Below are 21,418 nucleotides of genomic sequence, written 5' to 3' on the forward strand. Positions count from 1 at the left end.
GCACACTCGCAAAATTAGTGTCAACTAGAACATATTTATATAATGGGATATAAGGGCATAATAAAATAGATGCTTTGTTTAATTCTGACGTATTTCTCCGTAACTGAAGACTGCTAATGATCCAAATCCAGTGTGAGATGCAACTGTTGGACCGTAACTCGAAATAATACATTCTCCAGGGCTCAGTTTTTCGAGTAACTGAGTCTTGATCAGTTCAGCCTCTTCCGGCACTCCGACATGCCCAATAAAAATCGCATGTTCTTCTTCATCCTTGATGTTATTAATCGTCTGATCGATCAGATGCTGAATAGATTTCTTACGTCCTCTTATTTTAGCGACAGGAATGAGTTTCCCTTCCTGATTCATGACAATAATCGGTTTCACACTCAGCAAAGATCCCACTGTAGCAGCAGTGGCTGATATGCGTCCACCACGCTGCAGATGTTTGATGTCATCTACAGTCACCCATGAATGGTAATTGAGTTTATTCTCCTCTACCCACTCAATCAGCTGTTCTTTACTGTAGCCTTCGCTTTTACGTTTAGCAGCCTCATAGACTAATAAGCCTTCTCCAAGACTGGCTGCCTTCGTATCTATGATGGATAAATCGATATCACCATACTCTTCCTTGAGCATTTCTCTGGCCTGAAGAGCATTATTGTATGACCCAGACAATCCTGAAGAAAAGGCAAGGTATACAGCAGGTATTCCTTGGTCCACGTAGCTCTTGAACTTCTCAATATATGAGTGTACATTCACTTGAGATGTCGAAGCCGTTTCTCCATTTTTCAAACGCTGAAAGAAAGCCGCCTTATCAAATGTTTTCCCCATATCATCAACCAGGTCTTCTCCGCCTATATTGGTCGTGAAATTGACAATGTCCAAGTTATACTTGTCTACTATGTCTAAAGGCAGATCGCTGCAGGAATCTGATATTAACTGGTACTCCACTTTTCATCCACTCCTTTATTGTATCCATCTATTATTATACGTTTAATTCAGCTAAATAGAAATAAAACTTGTCCATTTAGAGAAAAAAGGATGGGGTTATGAGTGACATCATCCAATTGAGTTCATTAAAATGACGGTTTTCTTCAATTATAACATTTCAGTACGGTGGTTCATTACATAGCCTTCACTTTAACCTCCATGTAAATTAAGCCTGCCTGCTGGATAATTTGCAAAAAATATCGGCTTTTCGGATTGACGAATGTATGTTCGTAAGATATAATAAAGGTAACATATGTTCTGGGAGGGTAATTATGAGTAAATTAGCTATTGAAACACATCATATATTTGACGTTTTTAAAAAAGGATACGGTTCACTTTTTTCAAATCTGTCAAAAGTTCAGCCGCAGATGCCCAAAAATCAGTTGTTACTATTTTTAAAACAGGCAGTGAGAAAACAGCAGCGTATAATCGTTCAGGTCAATCCTACCGCTTATTCGGATCAGATCAACGAATATAGAGGAACAGCTTCATTCTCTCCTCGATCAGCCCAAATCATACTGAAAACCACCAACAACCACACAACTTATCTGTTAAATGCAAAAGACATCAGACATATCAGAATAGTAAACTAAATAAAACACTCTATAGGAAAATTCAGCCTTCGCTGTCCTATAGAGTGTTTATTTTTTATGTTCTAATGCGACTTGATGGATCTAATTTTTTCTCCAGCCAACCGAGTACTAAATCAGCTGCGACTGCCATTAAAGCTGTTGGTATTGCACCAGCCAGTATAATTGCGCCACCCTGTGAAGCATTAACTCCTCGCTGAATAATATCTCCTAAACCACCTGCACCGATAAAAGTACCTATCGCTGTAACACCGATGGCTACGACTAAAGCATTTCTAAGTCCTGCCATGATAACAGAAATGGACATGGGCAGCTCAACTTTGTACGTCTGCTGCCATCTAGTCATTCCCATACCTTTAGCAGCATCCATTAATGCATTGTCTACATTCTTTACCCCTGCATATGTGTTTTTAACTATAGGTAACAGAGAGTATAAAAATACTGTAATAATAACGGTCGTGACGCCTATTCCGAATCCCAGCATCAGTATAGACAACATTGCCAATGATGGGATAGTCTGGATTACGTTTGCCGCTCCCACTACCCAATCAGCCAGTTTACTGTGCCTTGCAATATAAAAGCCTATTGGAATAGCCACAATAGCAGCAAACAGGACACCATAAATCGAGATAAGAAAGTGTCTGGAAAACTGTTCCCATAAATAAGATCCATTTTCCTGAACATAATAAATCAGCTGTTGCAACGTGTTCATTTGAGTTAATTCATCTAATCCTTCTAAATTCAGCATGCTATTCCCCCCCTACTGGTTCAAGATATGGTTCGCTGTCTTCAAAATAATTGTTGGCTTCTAAGAATTCTCGAGCAACTGTTGCAGGCTCCAGCAAATATTCGTCAGCTATAAAGTTCATTTCCTGCATGACCTCTGTCTCAATAACGCCTTCCATTTTCAATAAAATGTCATCCAGTAAAGGATACTCTTCTACTGTTTCAAATAGGGCAGAAGGACTGGCATCGTAAGGTGGGAAAAAGTTCAAATCATCTTCAAGGAAGACTAAATCATAGCTCGCAATTCTACCATCAGTAGAATAGCCTAATACGACATCCATGTTCCCTGATTGAACTGCATCATAAACCAGTCCGATTTCCATTGGATAAACGGTATCAAAATCAAACTGATACGTATCGAGAAACGCTCTGTAGCCATCCCCTTCTCGTTCCATCCAGGAGTTATCTACTCCAGCAGTCAAATCTTCGGAAATAGGTTCAAGATCACTGATGGTCTCCAAATTGTTTTCTTCTGCAAGTTCTCTTGTCACTAGAAATGCATACGTATTTTCAAACCCGTATGATGGGTAATATTTCATATTATATTGTTCTTCGAATCCTTCTGTAACGGCTGACCTTGCCTCGTCCGGATCAGTTATCGGGTCCATACCCAAATCGCCGGTCAATGCCGTCCCAGTATAACTCGCGGCAGCGACATCCGCATCTCCTTGAGCAAGTGCCTGAGTGACCATTGTGGATGACCCAAGATTCTGGATAACATCTGCATTGATTTCAGAATAATGGTTAACCATGCCCTGGACGGTATAACCCAGAATGACCATTTCTGTAGAAGATTGAGTCGCGATGGTGATATTACCTTCTTCTGCAAGCCCTACTCCTAATCCAGGAAGAGAGCAAGCCGTGGTGAATGCTGCTGTAGTCATAAGTGCAGCGACTTTAACATTTTTTGTCAATTTCATCATTATCAGCCTTTCTCTTATCCTGAGATTTGATTTCTCGGAGTGACCTTTTTCTCTAGCATTCCCAGCCCGAAATCGACAAGCAATGCCAAAATCGTAACAGGAATCGTTCCGCCTATAATTAGTTCGGGTATATATAAATTCAGTCCATTAAATATAAAATCGCCTAAACCGCCTGCTCCGATATACGATGCCAAAGCTGCCCATGCAATAACATAAGTCCCTGACAAACGGATACCAGCCATGATGACGGGAGCTGCCTGTGGTAATTCAACTTTTCTGATTAACTGTATTTCAGTCATGCCCATGCCTCTTGCGGCATCAACAAGTGACGGATTCACTTTTCTCATTCCAGTGTAGGTATTTCTTAAAATTGGAAGCAATGAGTAAATAAACAGTGCGACAATAGCCGGTAGCTGTCCAATCCCGAAAAGAGGGATCATTAAAGCGAGTAAAGCTAGAGAAGGTACGGTCTGCAATATCGATGCAAGCCCTATAACGACCGTAGCCAGCTTACTCGTTCTAGTCAGTGCTACACCTAATGGGACAGCAACTATTACACCGAGTCCAAGTGCGATCATTGATATATATAAGTGTTCCCAAATCAAACGCATCATTTGGGATCCATAATTAGCAAAAAAATCTGCCATGTGTTTCCCTCCTATTCTGATTCTTGATATTGAGTCGTTTCTAGTGGCATACTTTCAACTTCTTCATCGTCTCCCCAGATGGTGTCGTACACGATATCAACTAGCGAGGCTCTGGTGACAAGCCCTTCAAGTATACCCTCTTCATTAACGACTGGTATATTTTTGTACCCGCGTTTCAGCATTTTGTCTGCAACACTGCTCAAAAGTGTCCCCGATTTAACGTAATACACATGCGACATGATTTCGTCAACAGTAGCTGCTTTCTTACGATTTTTATTAATGCCTTCAAAATCAACGACGCCTTGAAGGACATGATTCGTATCCGTTACAAATAACGTATCGACTCTGCGGTCACGCATAACCCGTATCGATTCGGCTAAGGTCATATCAGATGTCACCGTGATCGGTTTTTTAACCATCACCTGGTCGACCGTCTGCATAGTTGAACGCTGTTGAAGGCGATCTTCACCTAAGAAACTTTCTACAAATTCATTTTCTGGAGCTGCCAGTATATTGTCTGGTGTATCGTACTGAATAATCTGACCTTCTGACATAATAGCTATCTTATCAGCCAGTTTTAAAGCTTCATCCATGTCATGCGTAACAAATACAACGGTTCTACCCATTTCTTCCTGCAGATGCTTCACTAATTCCTGCAGAGAGTCACGAGTGATCGGGTCAAGTGCTCCAAAAGGTTCATCCATGAGGATAATGTCCTGATTAGCAGCTAATGCACGGATTACGCCAATCCTTTGCTGTTGACCACCAGATAATTCTTGTGGATAGCGGTCCAGAAACTCTGTGCCCATGTCAACTTTATCCAGCAGACGTTCGGCAGTTTCACGCATTTTGTCTTTATCCCATTTCAGCAGCTTCGGTACCATTACTATATTTTCATAGACGGTCATATGAGGCATCAGACCGGTCTGCTGAATCACATATCCGATTCGTCTTCTTAACTCGACCGCATTTTCATCTTTAATATTTTTCCCGTCAATCAGTATTTCACCAGATGTGGAATCAATCATTCGATTGATCATTCTCATCGTTGTCGTTTTCCCACTTCCGGAAGTTCCGATCAGGACGACAAACTCACCTTCGTTAATTGTAAAAGACACTTCATCTACAGCCTTTGTTCCATCACCATAGATTTTTGACACATTTTTGAATTCAATCATGATCTTGTCTCCTTTAATAGTATTCCGCCTATTATCTGAGCGGTAGTTAATCTCACAAAAAAACTGCATGAGATACAAAAGAGCTAAACTCTTTATCGATCATACAGACTTAAATGCAAAACAGTTGTATGTATCAATCGAACTCTCACCTGATTTTAATTTAAATCAAGTCCCAATTGACATCTATAGTTTCAAACAGCAATTATATGCAAATCTCTATACATAAAGATGCAATATGAAAGGTCCTTATTTATTATTACAGAAAGATGACAAAATTGCAAACGCGACGGTTTCAGCTATTTCCAGCTAACCTGATCGCGTTGAAACCATTTTAAAGATTTTGCATATTATAAATTACTTTACATTAATATATTATAATTCAATGTGAAAATAATCAGATAACAAAAAAAGCTGACCCGGAAGTCAACTTTTTCTTAAAGGATGGGAGAAAACAGACGACTGAACTGCTGCTTGAAGACTTCCCATTTAGAATAGTTTTTGATCATTTCTTCAGTGAGTGGATACGATACTTTCATATCGTCATTAAATAACCTGACCTGCTTTTTAGCAAGGAAACGATCATATATAAAGGCATTCACTTCAAAATTCAGCTTGAAGCTTCTGATATCAAAATTGGCCGTCCCTACAGAGAGAATCTCGCCATCGATTACGATCACTTTCGAATGAAGGAAGCCATTGTCATATATATAAACCTCTGCCCCACTCATGATCAATTCTTCAGCGTAGCTTAGAGTTGCTCGGTAAATAAAAGGATGATCAGGTTTGTTGGGAATCATCAGTTTCACATTGATCCCTGATAAAATAGCCACTTTAATGGTCTCCATCAAAGCCTCATCAGGTATGAAATACGGGGTCTGGATGAGAACGGATTCTTTTGCCATACTGATCATTTTGATAAACCCTTTTTTTATCGACTGCATTTCATTATCTGGTCCACTTGAAACGATCTGCATGTCAGTTGATCCTATTAATGAAGAGAACGGGAAATACTGTTCCTCATATTCGACATTTTTATCTTTAACAGACGCGTTCCAGTCCATCAAAAATCGAGTTTGTAAGGTTAAGACCCCATTACCCTCAATTCTTAAATGTGTATCGCGCCAATATCCCATTTCTTCGTATAAGCCCAGGTAATCGTCCCCTACATTAAATCCGCCGGTATATCCCACTTTACCATCAATCACGACGATTTTACGGTGATTTCTGTAGTTGAGTCTCAGGTTGATCAGGAAAAACTTTGATCCGAAAAACGGTTCCGCTTTACCTCCATAAGACTCCAGCTGATCAAAGAAATGTTTTCCTAATACTCTAGCACCCACAGGATCATATAATACTTTTACTTCAATTCCCTGCTTAGCTTTTTCTTCTAAAGCTTTCAGCAGTTTCAACCCTATGTTATCTCCTCTGAAGATATAGTAGGTGACATGAATGTGATGTTCTGCCTTTTTAATGTCGTCAATCAACTGATTGAACTTATCTTCACCATCACTGATAATGGAGACTTTATTCCCTTTAGTCAAAACAGACTGACTGCTTTCCAGAAAAAGTCGCACCATTTCGAATGTTTTGTCCTGATAATTTGATTCCGGTACATCCAGATTTTCAGATTCAATCAATTTTTTTTGAGATTCAACTAATTGCGGCATTCCGATTCTATCCTGACTCTGCAGATCAAAAATAGACTCTCTGGAAATTTTACGTCCCAAAAACATATAAAAAAAGATCCCTACTCCCGGCAGCATAGTGATAACCAGCAGCCATGCCCATGTAGCGGCAATATCTCTCTCTTTATCTTTAAAAACTGTGAAAATAGCTAATGCAGAGTTCAGGAAGATAAATCCCCAAATCAGCGAACTAAAGATACTCATAGTTGTCTCCTTTACCCTTTCGGGGATATTTATCTAAGTGTACATTAGCTTATAATAAACTGTCCACTATCTTGTATGAAATAGTGCTTATTTTGATTTTGGTATAAATACTAATGGCGATCTGCTATACACCATCAGCAGAACCATAACAGTGACGAATGCGGTAGAAATCATACTTAGACCGTTCATGATCAGGGAAAAACTCATGGCACTCAACCCCCATAAAGCATAATCTCCCCAGAAAATCCATCCCGCTATAAAATGCCAGAAATACCTGCCTAGGGCTCCCGCAAATACTGCCAAGGTGATATGCATATTAACTCTACTGGACTTACTGGACTGTATTTCCTGGACAATAGCGCCTGAATAAAGACCAGCCAGCCCAATACTTGCATAAGTGATCGTGTATTCAATGATAACCTGGTAAACATTCAGCATGTAGACAGACCCTGTTACAAAGTGCAGAGCTCCCCATAAAAAACCAGCAAAGATACCAGGTCCAAATCCTCTTCTGATCGCAAAAAACGTCAGAGGAATCATTCCGAGTGACACACTGTAAGATGATCCGATACCAGAAGGGATAAAGGACAGCACCATTGCAAGTGCCGCAAACAACGTCCCTTCCAGATAAATTCTTAATTTCCTGTTACGCATAAAAAATCTCCTCCACTAGTTAGTTTACTGAACTAGGGAGGAGACAATAGAAGACACCGAAAGCGTAAAACGGCATACTTCAAGTATTTAGTCTCATTTAAGTACTCTTCCTACGCACGAATGAACGTACAGGTTCAAAGGGTCTGAACTTAAAGTTCACTCTCAGCCAATGCCATTGACTCCCCTAGTACAGTATCTGTTTTAATTATATCGTAATATCTTATCTTGTAAAGCGTCTGTTTTGATTAACTTCCATAATAACTGGAAGAATGATCGGTCTTCTTTTGGTTTTCTTGAATAAATGATTGTTCAGACCTTCTCTGATGTCCTGTTTGATAGAACCCCAGTCAAAGTCATTGTGCTTCAGATTTTTCTTCACGATGTTTTTAACAATTTCAGATGACTCATTTATCAGGTCCTGACTTTCTTTAACGAAAACAAAGCCACGAGTCACAATATGAGGATCTGAAACGATTCGCTGTTTCTTGCGGTCAATGGTGACCACTGCTACAAAGATTCCATCTTCAGAGAGCAGACGTCTATCTCTGAGAACAATATTCCCGATGTCTCCAATGCCGATTCCATCTATAAGCGTATTATCTGCTGAAACCTGTCCACTTTGAGTCATTTTGTTTTTAGCGTAACTCACGACATCTCCATTACTCAGAATAAAGATGTTCTGATAAGGAATACCCGTCTCGTGTGCCAGATCAGCATGTGCTGCAAGCATGCGGTACTCTCCCTGTATCGGAATGAAATAAGTTGGTTTCAACAAATTGATCATCAGCTGCAGATCATTTGGTGTTGCGTGGCCAGAAGCTTTAAGATTGCCGGACAGCTTAACTACCGTTCCACCTGCTCTATATATCAGGTTTTCTGTTTCTGCTACCATCACTTCCATAGCCGTTGAAGGGCTTGTTGCAATAAAGATCAAATCGCCTTCTTTAATGTTGACTTGGTCATGATTACCAGTAGCCATACGGTTTAAAGTTTTAATTGGCTCTCCAGCAGATCCTGTTTCTAATATCAGGATCTGGTCATCACTATATTTACCGATTTCACTGATTGGCGAGATGAGCTCTTCATCTGGTAAAGTCAATTTGTCTAAGTCCATTGCTGTTTTTAAAATAGCTTCCAAATTGCGTCCAGTGATAAAGACTTTTCTGCCAGACTGGTGAGCAGCATTCAGGACCTGCTGAATTCTTAGTATATTACTGGCTACTGCAGCGACTATTATTCTATTATCCGTATCCAGGAATGTATCCAGCACTTCTTCCTGTACTTTGATTTCTGACACGTTTTCAGTAGGACTTTCTGCTTCTCCTGAATCACTCAGCAAAGCTAGTACGCCTTCTTTACCTAAATCAGAAATTTGGGATAGATCTGTACGATAAAGATCCTGAGCACTTTGATCAAATTTAAAGTTACCCGTATATACGATATTTCCTTCTTCCGTATGCACAGAAATACCCATTGAATCCGGTATTGTATGAGTCGTACGGAAAAACTTGACGGTCGTTCCATTAAAATCGATTTCTGTATGTTCATCTATCACATGATAGTCATCAAAAGTCGTTTTGAGATTAGACTGGTTCACAAATAGTTTAGCTAACGCAATCGTTAACTCAGATCCGAATACAGGTACATTGAATGTATCTAAAAAGTATGACAATGCTCCGATGGCATCTTCGTGTCCATGTGTTAAAAATACGCCTGCAATCTTGTCTTTATTCTCTTCAAGATAACTGAAATCAGGGATAACTGCATCTATTCCAAATAGTTCGTCCTCAGGGTAGATCAATCCACAATCCAGAACAAAAATATCTTCTCCCGATTCTATTACGTACAAATTTTTACCGTTTTCTCTTACTCCTCCAAGAGGAATGATTTTGATATTACTCACTATTTTCCACCTCTAATAAGCTTTTTAAAGCATTTATTTTATAGTATTTTTCACCTATGTAGTCTACCGTATTCTTACATAACAAACTTAGTATAGCATAGATATAGGCAAATTCCTACTTATCCGGTATACTCAAACTATTCATAAATTTTATAAAGGAGTCTCTTATGACCTACTCTTCCCACCTTATAGCATTACTGAAATCCAAGTATCCAGACTGTATTCCCTTAGATGAGATCGGTCGTACTTTAACCTTGAAACAAACAGATACATCTGATTTAATCGCAGATTTGGGTGAAAAAGGCTACCCACTGAATCAGTCAAAAGAGGGTATTCGATTTGAACTTCCTCTCATAAACAGTGATTCCATTAAAGCTGATCTGAGGACCCGTCGTATCGGTCGAAACCTGATCTTCAAGGACCGTATCCCTTCGACTAATGAGCTGGCATTAAATAAACTAAATTCATTTTCCCATGGGGACATTATTCTGACTGATTTTCAGACCAATGGAAAAGGAAGGATGGGCAGGAACTGGCAGGCCAGTTTAGGAAAATCCATTGCGCTTTCAATTGTTCTAAAACCGGCTATCGAAAATAAGCAAGCTGTGCTTCTTACACAACTAACAGCTGCAGCTCTATCCAAAGCTATTGATCAGATTACACACAGCTCCATTAAATGGCCGAATGATATGATTGTTAACAGCAAAAAAGTGGCTGGGATTTTGACCGAGTCACATTTCAGCGGATCTTCTCTTGAGGGGATCGTAATCGGTGTAGGTATTAACACCAATATGTCAACTGAAGATATAGATAACAATCTCCGATCAAAAGCCACCTCTTTACTTATCGAGACGCAGAAAATAGTAGATCCCAATAGTCTGATTACGTCTTTCATCCAGTGGTTCGACGAGTTATATTCCAGCTGGGAACTGACAAATGACAGCTCTCCATTTATCTCGATATGTAAAGAAAAATCGATTCTAATGAACCGGGAAATTATCGTACGCAGCGGTGAAATGAACAGACCCGGCAAAGTGGTGGATATCAACCCTCTTGGAGAATTAATTATAAAGTACGCAGGCCAAGATTCTCTCGAAAGTCTTCAGACTATGGATTTTTCTATCAGAGGAAAAGACAGCTATATTTAATGCTGAGAACAACAAAAAACACACTTCCTCAGATTCCGCCATTCCCGAATCTTAAAGAAAGTGTGTTTTAGTGTTTAACCTATTTAAACGTTGTCCGTGTCACTATTATTATTCAGTTCGTCTAAAACAGCTTTACGAGAAAGGTTGACTCGCCCTCTGTCGTCAATTTCTGTAACCTTAACGTCGAAAGTATCTCCTACTGAGAATTCTTTAGCCACGTCTTTGATGTATTTGTCAGATAATTCAGAAACATGGACTAAGCCATCTGTCCCTTTAATAATTTCAACAAATGCACCGAATTTTTCAATTCGTTTAATCGTTCCAGTATAAACTTTCCCGATTTCAACTTCTTCTGTTAATTCTTCGATAATTTCGATTGCTCTCTTGATGCCTTCAGCATCTTGACCGTAAATCGACACATTACCTTCTTCATCAATGTCAATTTTAACATTCGTCTCATCGATGATGCTGTTGATCGTTTCTCCACCTTTACCAATAACCACTTTGATTTGAGTCGGCTTGATTTTAATGGATTCGATCTTCGGCGCGTATTGATTCAATTCTTTACGTGGTTCGCTGATAGCTTCCTCGATATTATCAAGAATTTCCAGACGGGCCTGTTTGGCTTGAACAAGTGCTTCTTCTAGAATGTCTTTAGTGATTCCTTCTATCTTGATATCCATCTGTAAAGCAGTGATCCCTTTTCTGGTACCGGCTACTTTAAAGTCCATATCTCCAAGGTGATCTTCCAGACCTTGTATATCAGTCAGTACAGTATAGTTACTGCCTTCCATAACAAGCCCCATTGCGATTCCACCTACAGGTGCTTTAATTGGTACTCCGGCATCCATCAATGCAAGCGAACCGGCAGAGATACTTGCCTGAGAGGAAGACCCGTTTGATTCCAGTACTTCAGCAACTAAACGAATTGTATAAGGGAAGTCAACCTCATTAGGAATGATATAAGATAACGCTCTTTCACCAAGTGCTCCATGCCCAATTTCACGACGGCCTGGTCCTCTGACTGGTCCAGTTTCTCCTACCGAGTACTGAGGGAAATTATAGTGATGGATAAATCGTTTACTGTCTTCACTGCCTAATCCATCGATGATCTGATGTTCGTTAAGCGGTCCTAGAGTCGCAACAGACAACGCTTGAGTCTGACCTCTAGTAAATAATCCTGATCCGTGAACGCGTGGTAAAATAGCTACTTCGGATTCAAGTGGACGGATTTCATCTACTTTACGGCCATCAGGTCTCGTATTTTCTTCAGTAATCAGGCGACGGACTTCATCTTTTTCCATTCCGTCAACGATTGATTTTACATCTTTGATAACAGAATCAACATCAGGTGAATCCAGATATTCTGATTCGTACGTTTCAATTATATGCTGCTTCAATGCTCCTGTTTTTTCGGCTCTTTCCTGTTTATCAAATGTCTGAATCGCTTCTTTCATCTGATCGTTGAATTTACCGACAATTTCATTTTTGAGGTCTGTGTCAGGTAATAACAATGTGACTTCCATTTTTTCCTGTCCGACCGCTTTTACGATTTCTTCCTGGAATGCACATAATTCTTTGATTGCTTCATGACCGAACATCAATGCCTCTAGCATATCTTCTTCAGCTACTTGATCGGCTCCACTTTCGACCATGTTTATCGCATCTTTAGTTCCGGCAACGATCAATTCGATGTCCGTTTTTTCTGTTTCTTCTTCTGTTGGATTAATGATGAATTTTCCATCTACGCGTCCAACCGTTACTCCTGCAATAGGTCCGTTAAATGGGATATCAGAAATGCATAGAGCTAATGATGATCCGAACATGGCTGACATCTCCGGAGAGTTATCAGGGTTTACAGACATAACAGTATTATATACTTGAACATCATTTCTAAATCCTTCAGCAAACATCGGACGCAGAGGACGGTCGATCAGACGAGCAGTTAGTGTTGCATTTTCAGAAGGGCGGCCTTCACGCTTGATAAATCCACCAGGAATTTTACCAACTGAGTACATTTTTTCCTCATAAACCACCATTAATGGGAAAAAAGGCATTGAACTTGGTTTCTTACTTCCAACAGCTGCAGTAAGGACTACAGTATCTTCATATCGGACCAAAACAGCTCCATTGGCCTGCTTAGCCATTTGCCCGATCTCAGCAGTCAATTCTCTGCCGCCAATCTTAGTTTTGAAAACTTGTTTGTTTGACATAGTACTCTCCTTTGTTTTCAGGAAGCCTAACCTACTAGACAAATGTCAATAGACTTGTTTAAGCCTTCTCACATTTGTATAGTAGACAAATAAGCTCCTGAATTTTATTTAAATTATAAAGAAAGCGAGATTCCTAAGAATCCCGCTCTAAATATCTTAGTTTAATTAGTTCAATCAGATGTATTCATTCCAGACGATAATCTATCGTCCCGGAAAAGACTATATGATTTAAACAAATTAACGACGTAAACCAAGTCTTTTAATCAATTCACGGTAACGAGTAATGTCTTTGTTACGTAAATAAGCTAAAAGGTTACGACGGTGACCAATTTTTTTCATTAGTCCACGCATTGAATGAAAATCTTTTTTGTGTCTTTTAGCATGTTCATTCAATTCATTAATCTCAGCTGTCAATACTGCGATTTGCACTTCAGGTGATCCAGTATCCCCTTCATGTCGTGCGTAATCTGTAATGATCTGTTGTTTTTCTTCTTGAGAAACTGCCATTTGTTCCACCTCTTTCCTGATTATGAATCCATTTACTGAGTAAGCGTTGGTGAAACGACAAACCAAGTAAAGGTCTTTGTGTAAGATTGCTCTCAACACTGTATAAATGTTACATGATTATCAAAGAAAAATCAAGCCTCAAGACCAACTTTCAGGACTGTTTTTCCATTTCTCCAAAGCATCCAGGTCTTCTTCCTCTATCATGCTGGACTGTAATGCTGCCTGTACCAGACTTGTATAAGTTGTAACAGTGTGGAACTCAATATTTAAATCATCAAATGCACTCTGGCCTAAAGATAATTCATAAGTAAATATAGCAGCAACTCCCAGAACATCTGCTCCTTCAGTTTTTGCAATGTTTACTGCATCTATAACACTTTGCCCTGTTGAAATGAGATCTTCGATCACAACCAGTTTTGCTCCTGGTTCAAACGTTCCTTCTATCTGTTTTCCCGTACCGTGTTTCTTTGCTTCACTTCGAATATAAACCATAGGAAGGTTCAGTCGATCCGCAACCCATGCCGCATGTGGAATACCTGCCGTTGCCGTCCCTGCTATAACTTCTGTATCAGGATAGTATGTCTTTATCATATTAACAAGGGCATTAATGATCTGATTTCTCACTTCGGGAAAGCTCATAGTCAATCGGTTGTCACAGTAGATAGGGCTTTTCAGCCCACTTGTCCATGTATATGGCTGTTTTGGTCTGATATTGACCGCACCGATTCTTAATAACTCCTGAGGTATAGTCTGATTCTCTGTCATAAGCTTAATTGTCCCCTTTCCATTGTTTTAAAACTTCTGCATAGGACTCAACTGGATTTGCTGACTGTGTAATGGATCTGCCGACAACAATATGTGAAGACCCGATTTTTCTTGCCCTGTATGGCGTTGCAACGCGATGCTGATCATGTGCACTGTCCGTCACTAAACGAATACCTGGTGTTACACGTAAAAAGTCTTTTCCCAGCTTCCTCTTTATAGCATTTGCTTCATGAGTAGAGCATACCACACCATCTGCCTGAGCAACATGTGCCAGACTCGCATAATGAAGGACACTTTCCTCCATCGTCAAGTCAGAGTGCTGTTCTTTCCTGAGCATCTCTTCTGAAGTAGAGGTCAGCTGAGTGACAGCCAGCAGCAAGGGCCTTTGTTTATCAGCGGGAGTTCCTATGACCAGCCCTTCTCTGGCATCTTCCATCATTTTTTTTCCGCCAGCCGCATGCATGTTTATCATATCGACTCCCAGACGAGCAATGCCCGTCATCGCTTTCTTTACAGTAGTCGGGATATCATGGAGTTTGATATCCAGGAACACATCGTGTCCGGCTTCTTTAAGAGAGTAGATGATGGATGGCCCTAGCTGATAAAAAAGTTCCATTCCCACTTTTACATTTAATTCCTGAGTCGAAAATAAGGTTAAAAACTCGTTCACTTCTCTCTCGGTGGAAAAATCCAATGCTATAATCGGCTTATTGTCCATGGCGTTTCCCTTCTTTCACTTCCTTAATCAGTTCTTCAAGGGACTCCATTCCAAGTTCTTTCATTCGCTTAGGTAACTGGGCAATTATGTCATTCATGACGACCGGATTTTTATAGGTTGCAGTCCCTATAGCTACAGCTGAAGCACCTGCCAGGAACATTTGGATGACGTCATCCGCTGTCTGTACCCCACCCATACCGATGATCGGAAGGTTTACGTCGTTAGAAACCTGATAAATCATTCGAACCGCAATGGGGAAAATCCCTTCTCCCGAAAGACCTCCCATTGTGTTCCCTAGTACCGGCTTTCTAGTCGTCACATCAAAGTTCATACTTAGTACTGTATTGATCAGACTTAACCCATCAGCTCCACCAGCTTCTGCTGCTTTTGCAATAGTCACTATATTGGTAACATTAGGCGTAAGTTTTACATAAACTGGAACTGTTACTGCCTGCTTAACTCTTCTGGTAATACGTTCAACACTAACTGGATCCACACCGAAGGTCAGTCCACCTTCTTTTACATTTGGACAAGACACGTTCAACTCTATTGCACTAATAATATCAGACTGATTCAGTTTTTTAGCTACTTCTACAAACTCTTCTTCTGTTTCTCCTGCTACACTCCCTATTACGGGTGTTGAAAACCTTGCTAAACTGGGTAATTTCTCTGAAACAACCTTGTCAACTCCAGGATTTTTAAGCCCTACTGCATTTAACGCGCCATTTTTCAGCGGATGATACTTGGGATCAGGATTCCCTATACGAGGGTTTAAGGTGGTTGATTTCAGCACAATAGCTCCTAGAGAATTATAGTCATATAAATCATGGTACAGTTCACCGAATCCAAATGTTCCACTTGCTGGCATGATTGGATTTTTCATTGATAGTCCCGGTAAGGAAATAGTCATATCAGTCATTCGATTGCCTCCATTTAATTAGTTGTCAAAAGTTTATAAAGCAGCAGTCATGAATGTTTTGGATTCTAAAACGCTGATGATGGCTGATACAGTATCCAGTGAAGTCATTAATGGAATGCCTTTTTCAATAGATGCTTTTCTTATGGATACACCGTCTTGCATGGCATCGATATTTTTACCCATGGTATTGACTACAAGGTCCACTTGATCCGACATGATGACTTCTAAAATAGACTGGTCACTGTCATTAGCTGATTTATGAATGGCTTCAGCTGGAATGCCAGCCTCATTGAATGCGTCCGCTGTTCCTTTAGTCGCTACAATCAGATACCCAATTTCATGGAATCGTTTTGCCAAATCGACTGCTTCCTGTTTGTCTTCATCTGATACAGTAAAGACTACTTTCCCATGATCCGGCAAATGCATATCACTTGCTTCAAAAGCTTTATATAAAGCTTTTTCAAGCGTACTGTCACTCCCCATCACTTCACCAGTTGATTTCATCTCAGGTCCAAGTGTCGCATCTACTTTATGCAGTTTAGAGAAGCTGAACACAGGTGCTTTAACGTGGACAAGATTTGGTGTATTAAACAATCCGGGCTCATACCCTTGTTCTATAATTGACTCGCCTAATATGGCCTTTGTCGCGACCTGAGCCATAGGAATCCCTGTTACCTTACTTAAAAAAGGCAATGTTCGACTGGCCCTTGGATTTACTTCGATTACATAAACGATCTCTTCATGTATAACAAATTGAATGTTCATGAGCCCCAAGCAGTTGAGGCCTGCACTTAATTTTTCAGTGTAGTCGACTATTGTGTCGATTGTTTTCTGTGTTAATCGCTGCGGAGGATAGACTGCCATTGAGTCACCAGAATGGACACCGGAACGTTCGATATGTTCCATTATTCCAGGAATGAGGACATTCTCCCCATCACATATTGCATCGACTTCCACTTCTTCCCCAATCAGATAACGGTCGATCAGGACTGGATGGTCTGATGATATTTTAACGGCATCATTCATGTATCTTGATAAATCTTTGGCATTATCGACTATCTGCATCCCTCTTCCACCTAATACGTAGCTTGGACGAACAAGTACGGGGTAGCTGATTCTTTCAGCTATGATAAGCGCCTCTTTTTCGTTAGTTGCTGTGCTGCCTTCTGGTTGAAGGATGTTGAGTTCATTCAATGCTTTCTCAAAAGCATTTCGGTTCTCAGCTCGGTCCAGATCTTCGACAGTCGTTCCTAATATTTTTACGCCAAGTTTTTCAAGCGGCTCAGCTAAATTGATCGCTGTCTGACCGCCAAATTGTACAATGACCCCTTTGGGCTTCTCCAGTTTGATGACATTCATAACATCTTCTACAGTCAGTGGTTCGAAATAAAGCTTATCAGAAATCGAAAAATCAGTGGACACTGTTTCCGGATTGTTATTCATGATGATGGCTTCATAACCAGCTGCTTGAATAGCTTTGACAGAATGAACTGTTGCATAGTCAAATTCAACGCCCTGTCCGATTCTTATCGGCCCAGACCCTAATACTAATATGGATTCCTTCTCCGTTACCATGCTTTCTTGTTCTTCCTCATACGTACTGTAGAAATATGGTGTTGACGAATCAAATTCAGCTGCGCAAGTATCCACTGTCTTGAATACTGGTTGTATACCTTTTTCTTCTCTTAAAAGACTGATTTCTTGTTCCGTCATATCCCATAACCCTGCAACAGCTGAGTCAGAAAATCCGTATTGTTTAGCATATAAAAGCTGATCAACGTCATTTTTACTGTTTTTTAACTGGTCCTCTATTTCAACTATATGCAGAAGTTTGTCTAAAAAGAAGAGATCGATTTTTGTTAATTCAGCTAGCTCTTCGATTGAGTAACCTCTTCTAATTGCTTCTATCAGATAGAACAGACGATCATCCTGAGCTTTGACCGTTTTAGCAATCAGTTGATCCTCACTCAATGTTTTCAGACTTTCCAGTTCCAGATGACTGACCCCTATCTCTAAAGAACGGACTGCCTTTAAAAGGCTCTCTTCAATGGTACGACCAATAGCCATGACTTCTCCTGTTGCTTTCATTTGAGTCGTTAGAGTACGGTCTCCTGATTCGAATTTGTCAAATGGCCATCTGGGAATCTTGGCTACTACGTAATCAAGTGCTGGCTCAAATTGAGCATAAGTTGTCTGAGTGACTGGGTTTTTCATTTCATCCAGTGTCAGTCCAATTGCAATCTTCGCTGCCAGTTTTGCAATTGGATACCCTGTTGCTTTACTCGCTAAAGCAGATGATCGGCTGACTCTTGGATTTACTTCTATAATAAAGTAATTAAAACTGTCAGGATCAAGCGCTAACTGAACATTACACCCACCTTCGATTTTTAAAGCACGAATAATTTTTAGCGAGGCATCTCTGAGCATCTGATACTCTTTATCTGTCAAAGTCTGACTTGGCGCTATAACGATGGAATCTCCTGTGTGTATACCGACTGGGTCAATATTTTCCATATTACATACGACCATCGCATTGTCCTCATGGTCTCTCATTACTTCGTATTCAATTTCTTTGTATCCGGCAATACTTCTTTCAACCAGACACTGATGAGCCGGTGATAACTTTATCCCGTTAGCGACAATTTCTCTCAGTTCACTTTCGTTGTCACATAACCCTCCACCTGTGCCTCCCATTGTGAAAGCCGGACGAACAATCAGGGGATAGCCGATTTCATTTGCGAAGTCAACAGCCTCTTCTACGGTATGGATAATGTCACTATCCGGAACAGGTTCGTTCAGTTCACGCATCAGCTGACGGAACAAATCACGGTCTTCAGCCTGGTTAATGGCAGATAATTTAGTGCCTAAAAGTTCAATGTCCAGTTCTTCAAGTATGCCTGCTGCATCCAGCTGAATAGCCATATTGAGTCCCATTTGTCCTCCCAGAGTCGGCAGGATAGCATCCGGACGTTCTTTACGCAGTATTTTAGAAATAAATTCCAGCGTAAGTGGTTCTATATAAACTTTATCTGCTATTTCTTTATCTGTCATGATTGTAGCAGGATTGGAATTAACCAGGACAACTTCGTATCCTTCTTCTCTCAGTGCGAGGCAGGCTTGCGTTCCTGCATAATCAAATTCGGCTGCCTGACCTATAATAATGGGGCCGGAGCCAATAACTAGAATTCGTTTTATGTCTGTTCTTTTAGGCATCTCTGTTTTCCACCTTCCAAGCGTCCATTAATTCAATAAACTGATCAAACAATCCGGCAGCATCATGAGGCCCAGGAGCTGCATCAGGATGATACTGAACACTGAAAACCGGATGATGACGGTGTCTTAACCCTTCAACCGTTTCATCATTTATCTCAATGTGTGTCACCATCAGTTTATCTTTATCAACTGACTCTTCTGAAACGGCATAGCCATGGTTTTGAGAAGTAAAATCAATTTTACCCGTCGCGATTTCCCGCACAGGATGGTTAAACCCTCTATGACCAAAATTCATTTTGTACGTCTCAGCTCCATTTGCCAGAGCAATCAGCTGATGTCCAAGACAAATCCCAAAGATAGGAACATGTTTCTGAAGCTCCCTCACCATTTCGTGTGCATAAGGTAAATCTTTCGGATCACCAGGCCCGTTAGTGAGCATAACCCCGTCCGGATTCAAATTCAGAATCGTTTCAGCTTTTGTATCATGGGGTAACACTGTCACATGACAGTCTCTTTTATTCAGTTCGTGCAATATACTATGCTTCAGTCCGTAATCAACAACCACCACTTTCCGTCCATTTTGTGGACTGACATAGGGTTGTGTGGTTGATACTTGCTCGACCTGATTCGTTGGCAGCTCTGCTTGAGACAACTGATATGTAATCTCCTCGATCGGTCGTGAATCATCAGTTAAAATAGCTTTCATTGCGCCATGTTCTCTAATAACACGTGTCAGTCTTCTAGTGTCTACACCTGTTAGTCCGGGAATATCTTTTTCTTTTAGAAATTCATCAAGGTTCATCTGACTTCTCCAGTTAGACGGTCTTCTGGCAAATTCCTTGACGATCACTGCTCTCGTAGTTGGGAATATAGATTCGTAGTCATCTCTGTTTATTCCTGCATTTCCAATTAAAGGAAAGGTAAACGTCAATAACTGCCCATTGTAGGACTGGTCTGTAATAGATTCCTGGTAGCCTGTCATGCCGGTATTGAACACCACTTCACCAATCGTTTCTTTGTCGGATCCAAATCCATAGCCTTTAAAAACAGACCCATCTTCCAATACTAGTAGTCTTTTCTTCATTTAGATTCCTCCTGATAAATAACCTGGCCGTCCACTACAGTAAATACTGTTGATCCCTTAACCTTCCATCCCAAAAATGGTGTATTGGATGCTTTAGACTGAAAGTCCTCTTTTCTGATCTCTATGTCGGAAGTTAAATCAAAACAAGCGATATCCGCTGGTGCACCGACTTCAAGGTCCCCTTCTTCAAATCCGAAAATCTTTGCCGGACTTGCAGTCAGACTGTCTATCAGTTTACTTAATGACAACTTTCCCGTTTTCACCAGATAAGTGTACAGAAGTGAAAAAGCAGTCTCACTTCCGACTATCCCGAATGGAGAATCGATCATCGAGCCGTTCTTTTCTTCGTCGCTGTGAGGTGCATGGTCAGTTGCGATTATATCGATCGTCCCGTCAACCAGCCCTTCTAACAATGCTGTCTGATCATCTTTCCCTCTAAGAGGTGGGTTCATTTTGTACTGACTTGTATCCCCTGGTATGTCATCCTCACATAGCAGTAAATGGTGGGGTGAAACCTCCGCAGTTACATTGATTCCTGCTTTTTTAGCATCCCTTATGACTCGCACGCTTTCTTTAGACGACACATGACAAATGTGGTAATGCGCACCTGTCGCCTCAGCCAGCAGCACGTCTCTGGCTATTTGAGTCGATTCGGTCAACTGGAGCATGCCAGGCAATCCCAGCTCTTTGTTTCGTTTTCCTTCGTGCATTACTCCCCCATCAAACAGAAGAGAATCATCTTCAGTATGGGCAACAATCGTCGTCCTCAAAAGTGCTGCCTGCTGCATTGCTTTATACATTGTTCCAGCTGTCTGAACGCCTACCCCGTCATTCGTAAAGGCAAATGCACCTGCATCAAGCAGCGCCTTCTGATCTGTCAATTCCTCTGATGTCAGCCCTTTTGTAATCGGGACGTACTGTCTCACTTTTACACTGGCTTCTTTAGAAATGACCGCCAATATTCTATTGAGATGTTCAACTGTATCAGGTTCGGGATTTACATTCGGCATCGCACATATAGTAGTAAATCCTCCTCGAGCTGCAGCTTTAGTCCCTGACTCTATCGTTTCTTTATATTCGTATCCCGGCTCCCTCAGGTGAACGTGAACATCAATCAGTCCCGGCGTAACCAATTGCCCTTCTGCATCGATTACATTATCTGCAGTTTTTTTTATATTCTCAGCTATTTCGGCAATCTTTTTATCCACTATATATATATCAACTAACTGAGTCTTCTGATCATTCTTTATGATGGACGCATTCCTGATTAAAAGTGACATATGATTCCCTC

18 protein-coding genes and 1 riboswitch are annotated in these 21,418 nt (G+C 40.6%); of the genes, 2 read left to right on the top strand and 16 right to left on the bottom strand.

The genetic code is table 11. The features are described from left to right. Positions 1 to 78: 78 nt before the first annotated feature. A complete protein-coding gene (locus CLV38_RS01165; protein ID WP_106190425.1) occupies positions 79 to 951 on the bottom strand; it encodes a DegV family protein in 873 nt (290 codons plus the stop codon). A gap of 311 nt (positions 952 to 1,262) precedes the next feature. On the opposite strand from CLV38_RS01165, the gene CLV38_RS01170 reads away from it, so the two are divergent. After that, complete coding sequence (locus CLV38_RS01170) at positions 1,263 to 1,583, top strand: hypothetical protein (protein ID WP_106190427.1); 321 nt, start codon at positions 1,263 to 1,265, stop codon at positions 1,581 to 1,583. A gap of 55 nt (positions 1,584 to 1,638) precedes the next feature. Here CLV38_RS01170 and CLV38_RS01175 read toward each other — a convergent pair whose 3' ends face one another. From CLV38_RS01175 to CLV38_RS01205, 7 genes are all read right to left on the bottom strand, one after another. Continuing rightward, complete coding sequence (locus CLV38_RS01175; protein ID WP_106190429.1) at positions 1,639 to 2,328, bottom strand: ABC transporter permease; 690 nt, start codon at positions 2,326 to 2,328, stop codon at positions 1,639 to 1,641. A gap of 1 nt (position 2,329) precedes the next feature. Next, positions 2,330 to 3,289 carry an osmoprotectant ABC transporter substrate-binding protein gene (locus CLV38_RS01180; RefSeq protein ID WP_342751962.1) on the bottom strand — a complete coding sequence of 320 codons (960 nt, stop codon included), beginning with the start codon at positions 3,287 to 3,289 and terminating at the stop codon, positions 2,330 to 2,332. 14 nt (positions 3,290 to 3,303) lie between these two features. Further along, a complete protein-coding gene (locus CLV38_RS01185) occupies positions 3,304 to 3,936 on the bottom strand; it encodes an ABC transporter permease (RefSeq protein ID WP_106190432.1) in 633 nt (210 codons plus the stop codon). Between the two features lie 11 nt (positions 3,937 to 3,947). Then, positions 3,948 to 5,114 carry a betaine/proline/choline family ABC transporter ATP-binding protein gene (locus CLV38_RS01190; RefSeq protein WP_106190434.1) on the bottom strand — a complete coding sequence of 389 codons (1,167 nt, stop codon included), beginning with the start codon at positions 5,112 to 5,114 and terminating at the stop codon, positions 3,948 to 3,950. Between the two features lie 434 nt (positions 5,115 to 5,548). Then, a complete protein-coding gene (gene cls / locus CLV38_RS01195; RefSeq protein ID WP_106190437.1) occupies positions 5,549 to 7,003 on the bottom strand; it encodes a cardiolipin synthase in 1,455 nt (484 codons plus the stop codon). Between the two features lie 87 nt (positions 7,004 to 7,090). Next, a complete protein-coding gene (thiT, locus tag CLV38_RS01200; RefSeq protein ID WP_106190439.1) occupies positions 7,091 to 7,657 on the bottom strand; it encodes an energy-coupled thiamine transporter ThiT in 567 nt (188 codons plus the stop codon). An 89-nt stretch (positions 7,658 to 7,746) separates the two neighbouring features. Further along, positions 7,747 to 7,853, bottom strand: a riboswitch (TPP riboswitch). 24 nt (positions 7,854 to 7,877) lie between these two features. Continuing rightward, positions 7,878 to 9,560, bottom strand: coding sequence for a ribonuclease J (locus CLV38_RS01205; protein ID WP_106190442.1), 1,683 nt, complete (start codon positions 9,558 to 9,560; stop codon positions 7,878 to 7,880). Between the two features lie 167 nt (positions 9,561 to 9,727). Between CLV38_RS01205 and CLV38_RS01210 the strand changes: the two genes are divergently transcribed. After that, complete coding sequence (locus CLV38_RS01210; RefSeq protein WP_106190444.1) at positions 9,728 to 10,708, top strand: biotin--[acetyl-CoA-carboxylase] ligase; 981 nt, start codon at positions 9,728 to 9,730, stop codon at positions 10,706 to 10,708. 83 nt (positions 10,709 to 10,791) lie between these two features. Here CLV38_RS01210 and pnp read toward each other — a convergent pair whose 3' ends face one another. From pnp to CLV38_RS01250, 8 genes are all read right to left on the bottom strand, one after another. Continuing rightward, a complete protein-coding gene (gene pnp / locus CLV38_RS01215) occupies positions 10,792 to 12,921 on the bottom strand; it encodes a polyribonucleotide nucleotidyltransferase (protein WP_106190446.1) in 2,130 nt (709 codons plus the stop codon). Positions 12,922 to 13,158: 237 nt separating this feature from the next. After that, the gene (gene rpsO / locus CLV38_RS01220; RefSeq protein ID WP_106190448.1) at positions 13,159 to 13,428 is read right to left on the bottom strand and encodes a 30S ribosomal protein S15; all 270 of its coding nucleotides are present in this window, start codon (positions 13,426 to 13,428) and stop codon (positions 13,159 to 13,161) included. A 138-nt stretch (positions 13,429 to 13,566) separates the two neighbouring features. After that, positions 13,567 to 14,193, bottom strand: a complete 627-nt coding sequence (gene pyrE, locus CLV38_RS01225; RefSeq protein WP_106190451.1) for an orotate phosphoribosyltransferase — start codon at positions 14,191 to 14,193, stop codon at positions 13,567 to 13,569. A 4-nt stretch (positions 14,194 to 14,197) separates the two neighbouring features. Beyond that, positions 14,198 to 14,911, bottom strand: a complete 714-nt coding sequence (gene pyrF, locus CLV38_RS01230) for an orotidine-5'-phosphate decarboxylase (RefSeq protein WP_106190453.1) — start codon at positions 14,909 to 14,911, stop codon at positions 14,198 to 14,200. Then, on the bottom strand, positions 14,901 to 15,830 hold the full coding sequence (locus tag CLV38_RS01235) for a dihydroorotate dehydrogenase (protein ID WP_106190456.1): 930 nt from the start codon (positions 15,828 to 15,830) through the stop codon (positions 14,901 to 14,903). The genes pyrF and CLV38_RS01235 overlap by 11 nt, the downstream gene beginning before the upstream one ends. Positions 15,831 to 15,863: 33 nt before the next feature. Next, the gene (carB, locus tag CLV38_RS01240) at positions 15,864 to 19,043 is read right to left on the bottom strand and encodes a carbamoyl-phosphate synthase large subunit (RefSeq protein ID WP_106190458.1); all 3,180 of its coding nucleotides are present in this window, start codon (positions 19,041 to 19,043) and stop codon (positions 15,864 to 15,866) included. Then, a complete protein-coding gene (locus tag CLV38_RS01245) occupies positions 19,036 to 20,127 on the bottom strand; it encodes a carbamoyl phosphate synthase small subunit (protein ID WP_106190461.1) in 1,092 nt (363 codons plus the stop codon). The genes carB and CLV38_RS01245 overlap by 8 nt, the downstream gene beginning before the upstream one ends. Continuing rightward, on the bottom strand, positions 20,124 to 21,407 hold the full coding sequence (locus CLV38_RS01250; RefSeq protein ID WP_106190464.1) for a dihydroorotase: 1,284 nt from the start codon (positions 21,405 to 21,407) through the stop codon (positions 20,124 to 20,126). The genes CLV38_RS01245 and CLV38_RS01250 overlap by 4 nt, the downstream gene beginning before the upstream one ends. Between the last annotated feature and the right edge of the window lie 11 nt (positions 21,408 to 21,418).

It is taken from the genome of Alkalibacterium olivapovliticus (assembly GCF_003003275.1).
GTDB classification, from domain to species: domain Bacteria; phylum Bacillota; class Bacilli; order Lactobacillales; family Carnobacteriaceae_A; genus Alkalibacterium; species Alkalibacterium olivapovliticum.

Excerpts from the sequence above, each read along its gene's own strand:
- CLV38_RS01170 (WP_106190427.1), top strand. The coding sequence starts at position 1,263 with ATGAGTAAATTAGCTATTGAAACACATCATATATTTGACGTTTTTAAA.
- CLV38_RS01175 (WP_106190429.1), bottom strand. The coding sequence starts at position 2,328 with ATGCTGAATTTAGAAGGATTAGATGAATTAACTCAAATGAACACGTTG.
- CLV38_RS01180 (WP_342751962.1), bottom strand. The coding sequence starts at position 3,289 with ATGATGAAATTGACAAAAAATGTTAAAGTCGCTGCACTTATGACTACA.
- CLV38_RS01185 (WP_106190432.1), bottom strand. The coding sequence starts at position 3,936 with ATGGCAGATTTTTTTGCTAATTATGGATCCCAAATGATGCGTTTGATT.
- CLV38_RS01190 (WP_106190434.1), bottom strand. The coding sequence starts at position 5,114 with ATGATTGAATTCAAAAATGTGTCAAAAATCTATGGTGATGGAACAAAG.
- cls (WP_106190437.1), bottom strand. The coding sequence starts at position 7,003 with ATGAGTATCTTTAGTTCGCTGATTTGGGGATTTATCTTCCTGAACTCT.
- thiT (WP_106190439.1), bottom strand. The coding sequence starts at position 7,657 with ATGCGTAACAGGAAATTAAGAATTTATCTGGAAGGGACGTTGTTTGCG.
- CLV38_RS01210 (WP_106190444.1), top strand. The coding sequence starts at position 9,728 with ATGACCTACTCTTCCCACCTTATAGCATTACTGAAATCCAAGTATCCA.
- pnp (WP_106190446.1), bottom strand. The coding sequence starts at position 12,921 with ATGTCAAACAAACAAGTTTTCAAAACTAAGATTGGCGGCAGAGAATTG.
- rpsO (WP_106190448.1), bottom strand. The coding sequence starts at position 13,428 with ATGGCAGTTTCTCAAGAAGAAAAACAACAGATCATTACAGATTACGCA.
- pyrE (WP_106190451.1), bottom strand. The coding sequence starts at position 14,193 with ATGACAGAGAATCAGACTATACCTCAGGAGTTATTAAGAATCGGTGCG.
- pyrF (WP_106190453.1), bottom strand. The coding sequence starts at position 14,911 with ATGGACAATAAGCCGATTATAGCATTGGATTTTTCCACCGAGAGAGAA.
- CLV38_RS01235 (WP_106190456.1), bottom strand. The coding sequence starts at position 15,830 with ATGACTGATATGACTATTTCCTTACCGGGACTATCAATGAAAAATCCA.
- carB (WP_106190458.1), bottom strand. The coding sequence starts at position 19,043 with ATGCCTAAAAGAACAGACATAAAACGAATTCTAGTTATTGGCTCCGGC.
- CLV38_RS01245 (WP_106190461.1), bottom strand. The coding sequence starts at position 20,127 with ATGAAGAAAAGACTACTAGTATTGGAAGATGGGTCTGTTTTTAAAGGC.
- CLV38_RS01250 (WP_106190464.1), bottom strand. The coding sequence starts at position 21,407 with ATGTCACTTTTAATCAGGAATGCGTCCATCATAAAGAATGATCAGAAG.